The 6,765-nt window shown below is 57.8% G+C and carries 8 protein-coding genes; 2 read left to right on the top strand and 6 right to left on the bottom strand.

Going from position 1 to position 6,765, the window contains the following annotated elements; genetic code table 11:
- On the top strand, nucleotides 1–749 hold a 749-nt coding region (locus Q7O77_RS12670), incomplete at its 5' end, for a DUF3418 domain-containing protein (RefSeq protein WP_304167842.1).
- A 21-nt stretch (nucleotides 750–770) separates the two neighbouring features.
- Here the strand turns inward: Q7O77_RS12670 and Q7O77_RS12665 are convergent.
- Nucleotides 771–1,613, bottom strand: coding sequence for an EcsC family protein (locus tag Q7O77_RS12665; RefSeq protein WP_304167840.1), 843 nt, complete (start codon nucleotides 1,611–1,613; stop codon nucleotides 771–773).
- Nucleotides 1,614–1,772: 159 nt separating this feature from the next.
- On the opposite strand from Q7O77_RS12665, the gene Q7O77_RS12660 reads away from it, so the two are divergent.
- Complete coding sequence (locus Q7O77_RS12660) at nucleotides 1,773–2,096, top strand: hypothetical protein (RefSeq protein ID WP_304167838.1); 324 nt, start codon at nucleotides 1,773–1,775, stop codon at nucleotides 2,094–2,096.
- Here the strand turns inward: Q7O77_RS12660 and Q7O77_RS12655 are convergent, their stop codons facing one another.
- The 5 genes from Q7O77_RS12655 to Q7O77_RS12635 all read right to left on the bottom strand — a co-directional run.
- A complete protein-coding gene (locus tag Q7O77_RS12655; protein ID WP_304167836.1) occupies nucleotides 2,097–2,912 on the bottom strand; it encodes a serine protease in 816 nt (271 codons plus the stop codon).
- Nucleotides 2,913–3,351: 439 nt separating this feature from the next.
- Nucleotides 3,352–3,705, bottom strand: coding sequence for an acid resistance repetitive basic protein Asr (gene asr / locus Q7O77_RS12650; protein ID WP_304167834.1), 354 nt, complete (start codon nucleotides 3,703–3,705; stop codon nucleotides 3,352–3,354).
- A 75-nt stretch (nucleotides 3,706–3,780) separates the two neighbouring features.
- Nucleotides 3,781–5,136, bottom strand: a complete 1,356-nt coding sequence (gene rstB, locus Q7O77_RS12645; protein WP_304167832.1) for a two-component system sensor histidine kinase RstB — start codon at nucleotides 5,134–5,136, stop codon at nucleotides 3,781–3,783.
- Nucleotides 5,133–5,864, bottom strand: a complete 732-nt coding sequence (gene rstA / locus Q7O77_RS12640) for a two-component system response regulator RstA (RefSeq protein ID WP_304167830.1) — start codon at nucleotides 5,862–5,864, stop codon at nucleotides 5,133–5,135. The genes rstB and rstA overlap by 4 nt, the downstream gene beginning before the upstream one ends.
- Nucleotides 5,865–6,096: 232 nt before the next feature.
- A partial coding sequence (locus Q7O77_RS12635; protein WP_304167827.1) for an STAS domain-containing protein occupies nucleotides 6,097–6,765 on the bottom strand: 669 nt, incomplete at its 5' end.

The following is a 6,765-nucleotide window of genomic DNA, read 5'->3' as shown; positions in this document are numbered from 1 at the left end:
CGATCCGGCTGTTCGACACGCCGCATCAGCAGCAGCAAACCATGTGGAAAGGATTGCGTCGGTTGCTATTGCTGAATATTCCTTCGCCGATCAAATACCTGCATGAAAAACTGCCGAATAAGGCGAAGCTGGGATTGTACTTCAACCCTTACGGCAAAGTGCTGGACCTGATTGACGACTGTATCGCCTGCGGCGTGGACAAACTGATCGCCGAAGCGGGCGGCCCGATATGGACGGAAGAGGGCTACGAGCGGCTGCACGATAAAGTTCGCGCGGAACTGAACGACGCGGTGGTCGACATCGCCAGTCAGGTGGAGAAGATCCTCACCGCGGTGTTCTCCATCAACAAACGTCTGAAAGGGCGAGTGGACATGGCGATGGCGCTGGGACTGAGTGATATCAAAAGTCAGATGAGCGGTCTGGTGTTCCGCGGCTTCGTCACGGAAAGCGGCTGGCAGCGTCTGCCGGACGTCCTGCGCTATTTGAACGCGATCGAACGGCGGTTGGATAAGCTGGCTCAGGATGTCCATCGCGACCGGGCGCAAATGTTGAAGGTAGAGCAGGTGCGTCAGGCATGGCAGCAGTGGCTGAACAAGCTGCCGCCGGAGCGGCAGGAAGACGATGAGGTCAAAGCCATCCGCTGGATGATCGAGGAGTTGCGGGTCAGCTACTTTGCGCAACAGCTGGGCACGCCTTACCCGATTTCCGATAAGCGCGTGCTACAGGCGATGGAGCAGGTGGCGGAATAACGCGACGGCTACCGGACGCGGCTAAGAGCCAGGCAGGCTGAGCGTCCGGTTTTTAATGCCCTGATAGGCCGTTTTAACCTCCTCTTCACCATATTTCAGCTCCAGACGTTTGACCGTGAAATGCCCCTTGGCCATGTTTTGATAATGTCGGGTGAAAAGGGTGTTGATCGTCGCGCCGCTGGCGGCGCCGATCACCGGTACAATTTGCGCCGCCATTTTTTCCGTCAGCGTCACGCCAAACCGGGCGGCGACCGCATCGATCACCTTCGCCAAAATCGACGCCGCGTGGCGAGAGCTCACCGTGCGCGTCGACCCTTTCTTACTGACCAACGCCATTAACTCGCGCGACGCATGGCGAGTGATGTCGGACAGAATCGCGCGGGAGGCGTAATAGCCCGAGTCTGTCGGGTCCAGCGTTTTCTCTCGCCCCCCCAGTGCGAAGACCTCGACACAGGCGCTTTTGACGTCTTCATCCGCCAGTGAAAATCCCTCGCTGCGGGCGATATCGGCGACGGCGCGCATCATGATGGCTGTACTGATCGGCAGCTCCACCAGCAGACCGGCAATCCCAAAGAATCCAGATACCGCGCCGGACGTGGCGGCGGCGATCCGGTGCAGCCCCTGTGACGGAGCGTGGTGCGGGTCGTCTTCCAGCGTATAAAGCGCGGTATCCACTGCTTTATGCAGCGCGGCTCTGACGCTCTGCTGGATTTTGCGTTGCAGGCTCTGCGGCAGCCTCCCAAGGCTCCAGGTCAACGGCTTTCCAATCACATCGGCAATTTGCAGCGTCAGCGCCGGGGCTTCCAGCAGGGTGACGGCCCGCTGGAGCGCACGCAGATCGTCGGGGTGTTCTATGAGGGTCATGAGCAGCTCGCATAATGGCGGAGGGTGATATAGGTGTAATAAATGATGCTGAAATATGCAACGTGAAGACGGTTGTCATCTGTCACGACTCAAGATAGGCTAAGTGTTTTTAAATGCAATTAAAATGCATGAATATTCACTCACCACAGGAGTCATTCTATGATAGTCAGAACCTGGCACGGCTGCGTTCCCCTCGAACATGCGGAGGGATTCGCCCGCCACTTGCAGCGCACCGGCGTCGACCATTCCCGCAGCGTTCACGGTAACTGCGGGGCGGAAGTGCAGCGGAGAAGCCAGGGAGCCTATGAGCACTTTTTTCTGGCGACCTACTGGAGCGACCTGTCTGCGATCAAGGTGTTTGCGGGGGAAGATTACCAGGAGGCCGTCACTTACCCCGACGATGAACAGTTCGGGTTGATCTCCGATCCTCTGGTGCTTCACCATGAGGTGGCGGTCATCCAGCCGCTGTTACCGTCAATCTGATCACGGAGCTGGCCGCTGGGATAACACATCCAGCGACTGGCGGATGGCCGTAACGGCGACCGCCTGATTATCCGCCCGATCCCGCTCGCTGGCGTCCGGCGCGGAGCTTTGAATCGCCACCAGCGCCCAGCTATCTCCGGTTTTCAGCATCAGCGGCGAACCGCTGTCCCCGGGCAGCGTGTCGCAGCGGTGCGTCAATACCGCCTGATTTTTCCACCCGGTAATGAGGCAGTCCTGATGGCGGTAAAGCGTATCGGGATGGTCTTCAGGATAGCCCGCCTGCGTCACCTTGCGGCCCTCCTGTTTCAACGCCGATTTCAGATCCTGTGCGTCCCCCTGCCACAGCGGCAGCGGCGCGATGCCCGGCGGCGTTTTTTCCAGCCGGATCAGCGCATAGTCGAGCGGGGCGGCCGAAGGGGGAACGATCCAACCGTCGCCATCTGCTTTGAGCTGTTTCGCCAACTGTTTATTCACCATCGCTTCCAGCTTGTGCGTTTCATATTTCCATCCCGACGGCGTGGCGTGAAACCGCAGCGCCACCGGCTTGTCGGCGACGCCGGGCGGCGCCAGCACGCAGTGTCCGGCGGTCAGCGCAAGGTGCGGAGATATCAGCGTCGCAGTGCAAAGATTACCGCTGGCGGTTTCTACCTGACCAATGGCCTGCCACGGCCACTGCGCGGTGTCCGGTACGGTATCGCGGTCATCATGGTTAAAGAACAGAATGCGTTGCTGCTGGAGGACGTCTTTCGACGGGGTGGCGTTGACGCCCGTCGATAACAGGGTGACAGAGCAGAGCAGCCAGGCCGATATGCGCATGAAATAATTCGCCTTTAACAAAAAATTTTCTGTTAACAGTATGGTTAAGTTCCCTGATTTTGGAAACGACGTACAAAAATTCTGTGCTGAGCGGGATGACGGTGTTTTCGGCGTTGGCGGACGGGCGGGGTGGAACGCGCTATCGTGGTGTCGAAAACGCTATCGGGCGATCGAACGTTAAAGAAAAAACAGCATGATGATCAACGCGCCGAGGAGCAGAAGCGATAATACAATTTCAAAGGAGTAACGACGTAACATCATCCTGGCTCCATGAAATCGACGCCCGTGAGAGGGGGTGTCGGACGGTTGATAAACGCGCCATTGACTCAACATGATAAAGCCGATCGCTCAGGAATCTATTTTTGTATCAGACGGTTATCGTAAAATAGATCCCCGCTCGCGCGGGGATTGAGTCAGGTACTGTCGTGAGACGTATGACTTATGCAGCCGGAGTTGCTACGGCTTTCTTGGCTTTCTTCACGTGTTTTTTAGCGGCCTGAGCTTTCTGCGCAGCCGGTTTTTTCACATGTTTTTTCTTGGCAGCCTGTGCTTTCTGGGCCGGTGTTACCGCTTTCTTCACGTGTTTTTTAGTGGCCTGCGCTTTCTGCTCAGTTTCTTTCTTCGCCTGTTTTTTCACGTGTTTTTTGGCGTGATCGGCTTTGGTCTGAGTGGTGGTGGTCGTCGTCGTTGTCGTCGGTGCGTTTGCCGCAGGCGCGGTGGTGGTGTCAGCAGCAAAAGCTACAGAGGACAGACCCAGTGTTGCGCCAGCGATCATCACTAATACTTTATTCATCATCAATTCCTCATTGTCCGTTTACGTTTCGAGCCACAGTGGTGGGCCGATGTAAGGAGCATAGGGAATGATGCGCTAGCGGTCTGTGAGTGTTTGGTTTCCGCGTGTAACCGTATGTACAACGTTAGCCGCCAGGCTGTCCGCCGCCGCTGCGCTGGTGACGATGGGCCAGCGGAAGGTCATTTTGGCGCCGCCCAACGCGCTGGATTCCGCGCGGATGGTGCCGCCGTAAGCGCGGACAATCGCGTGGACGATCGCGAGTCCGAGACCGCAACCGCCGCTGCTGTTCTGCATGCCAGCTTCCAGGCGTACGAACGGCTCGAAGATGCTCTCACGGTCCTGCGGCGCAATGCCGGGACCGTCATCCTCTATCTGTAGACAGGCCACGCCGTGATCGAGCGTAAGCCCTACACGAATGCGCTGTTGGCAGAAGCGCAGCGCGTTATTGACCAGATTGTTCAGCACCCGCTCCATCAGCCGCAGGTCCAGATAGCCGAAGCGCTGATGGCGGGGCACGTTCAGCTCCAGCGTTTTGTCGGCATGCACCAGTCGAAAATCGGCGATGCGCTGCTCCAGCCATTCGGACAGATCAATCTCTTCAAGATGCAACGTGACCTGCGGGCGGTCGAGCCGGGCGTAGGTCAGCAGTTCGTCGATCAACGATTCCAGCTGGCCGATGTCGCGATTTATCGCCTCTTGCTCCTCTTCCGGCAGGTTTTCGCTCATCGCCAGACGGTAACGCAGGCGCACCAGCGGCGTACGCAGTTCATGCGCGATGTTGTCGATGAGCTGCTTCTTGCTGGCGATCAACTGATTGAGGTTATCCGCCATCAGGTTGAACGCCACGCCCAGACGAAACAGGCTGGAGGTATTGTCGAAGTGGGTGCGCTCCTCGAGGTGACCGTCGCCAAGCCGTTGCGCCGCGGTTTCCAACTTCAACATCGCCTTCCAGTGCGGCCGCATCCACAGGAAGACCGGCAGCGCCAGAGACAGTCCGATAATAACCAGCATCAGCAGGTTCAACATCCGCATTTCGTGCAGGAAAAACAGGTAGGGGATCGGACCTACCGCCAGCACATAGTGGCTGCGAGGGATGCGTTGAATGAAGGTGTATTCGTCGTCCAGCGCGATGATTTCGCCCTGCGTCAGACGCTGCTGCGCCTTATTGCTGAGCTTGTATTTGTTCATCGGCTCGATGTGCATTTTGAACGACAGATTGAGATCCAGCTGACTGATCGTTTTGTGCCACTCGCGCGGCGGCAGGGTGCGCAGTTCGTTGCGGATCAGATAGAGAGAGCTTTTCATCAGGTCGTCCATCGACTGACGTCCCGCACGCTCGGCGGTGGCCTTGTAGACCAACCCGACCAGCAACGTCATGACCAGAAAGCTGGCGAACAGCAGAAGAAAGAACTGAATGAACAGTTTTTTCATGGCGCGTGGGTCTCCCAGGCGTTGGGCGCAAACAGATAACCCTTGTTACGGATGGTTTTGATGCGCACCGCTTCCGGCGCCGTGTCGTACAGTTTTTTACGCAGACGGGAGATCGCCACATCGATGCTGCGGTCCATGCCGTCGTAGCTGACGCCGCGCAGGTTTTTAAGCAGCGCGTCGCGGTCCATGATTTGCCCGGCATGGGTCGCCAATTGCCACAACAGGTCGAAATCGGCCGTCGACAGGGTGATGTCCTCGCCGGCCAGCAGAACCTGGCGGTTCACCGGATCGATGCACAGCAGACCGAAGTTCAGCGATTTGTGTACCTGTACCGCCGCGCTGGTGTCGAGCGTCGGCTGAGGCGGTGTGGCGTACTGACGGAAATGCAGACGCAAACGCGCCAGCAGCACGGCAGGCGGGGTCGTTTTCAGGATGTAGTCGTCGGCGCCCATTTCCAGGGCGAGAATATGGTTCATGTCGCTGTCCAGCGAGGTCAGCAGCACGATAGGCCCGGAGAAACAGGGACGCAGCTCCCGGCAAAGCGTCATGCCGTCTTTGCCCGGCAGCATGATGTCCAGCAAGACCAAATCGGGTTTCTTCTGCTCAATCGCCGCCAAGGCAGTGTCGCCGCGCGGCTCAATGTGTACATCAATATCGTGTTTGCCCAGATAGGCGGCAATCAGTTTTCCCACTTCGGGATCGTCTTCAACAAAAACAATCTTATACATACCCGCGAGCTCTTTTTGTGATTCGGATACAGCATAGCGCGCGTCACCTTTTGTCACCATGGGTCAAGCGTAAGCGGGTGTTAAATGCGGCCGGGTGAACGGGAAGACGCCGAGCACACGAACGCGGTGTCGGGAGCAAAACAGGTATTGAGAGTGAGGGCGTGACAGCGGTGTCACTTGAGAAAGAAACCGGCCAGCCTTGCGGCTGGCTCGGTAAACAGAAAGACAGCGATTAAGCGCTCAGCGGAAGCGGCGTCGCTTCAAGCGCTTGCTCCAGCGTCGGATAGAACGTCAGGCGGTTTTCTATCGGCACCACGTTGGCGCGGGCCAGCGTTTTCAACGGCTGGAACGGGATGTCGGTAATCACCAGCCGCTTTTCAGTCGGCAGCAATTCGATGAAGCGTAAGAGCGCGTTCAGGCCACCCGCATCCAATACCGGCACGGCATCCCATTGCAGGACAATGGTTTGGTACTCTTTGCTGCGGACCAACAGTTCGCCAAAGATACGTTCGGCGGCGGCAAAGAACAGCGGGCCGTTGATACGAATCACCAGACGCTGCCCTTGCACGGTGGCGGGCAGTTCGCTTAAACGCGTCATTTTCGCTATCCGGCGCATGAACAGGATAGAGGCGAGAACGATGCCGACGGTAATCGCGATCACCATATCGAACAGCACCGTCAGGGCCAGACACAGCACCATCACGATGATGTCGTCTTTCGGCGCATGGCGCATCAGGTCGATGACCTTGCGCGCTTCGCTCATGTTCCAGGCGACGAGCAGCAGCAGCGAAGCCATCGCCGCCAGCGGCAGATAAGACAACCACGGCGCCAGCACCAGCAGCGCCAGGATCACCAGCAGCGCATGTACCACGGCCGAAATCGGCGATGTCGCACCGGCGCG

It is taken from the genome of Lonsdalea britannica (genome assembly GCF_946477055.1).
In the GTDB taxonomy this organism is placed as follows: Bacteria; Pseudomonadota; Gammaproteobacteria; order Enterobacterales; family Enterobacteriaceae; genus Lonsdalea; species Lonsdalea britannica_A.
Note: the sequence above shows the minus strand (reverse complement) of the source record. Positions and strands in the feature narration are given on the sequence as shown.

What these genes read in the sequence shown, in the direction of transcription:
- Q7O77_RS12665 (WP_304167840.1), bottom strand. Translation starts at nt 1,613, where the DNA reads ATGACCCTCATAGAACACCCCGACGATCTGCGTGCGCTCCAGCGGGCC.
- Q7O77_RS12660 (WP_304167838.1), top strand. Translation starts at nt 1,773, where the DNA reads ATGATAGTCAGAACCTGGCACGGCTGCGTTCCCCTCGAACATGCGGAG.
- Q7O77_RS12655 (WP_304167836.1), bottom strand. Translation starts at nt 2,912, where the DNA reads ATGCGCATATCGGCCTGGCTGCTCTGCTCTGTCACCCTGTTATCGACG.
- asr (WP_304167834.1), bottom strand. Translation starts at nt 3,705, where the DNA reads ATGAATAAAGTATTAGTGATGATCGCTGGCGCAACACTGGGTCTGTCC.
- rstB (WP_304167832.1), bottom strand. Translation starts at nt 5,136, where the DNA reads ATGAAAAAACTGTTCATTCAGTTCTTTCTTCTGCTGTTCGCCAGCTTT.
- rstA (WP_304167830.1), bottom strand. Translation starts at nt 5,864, where the DNA reads ATGTATAAGATTGTTTTTGTTGAAGACGATCCCGAAGTGGGAAAACTG.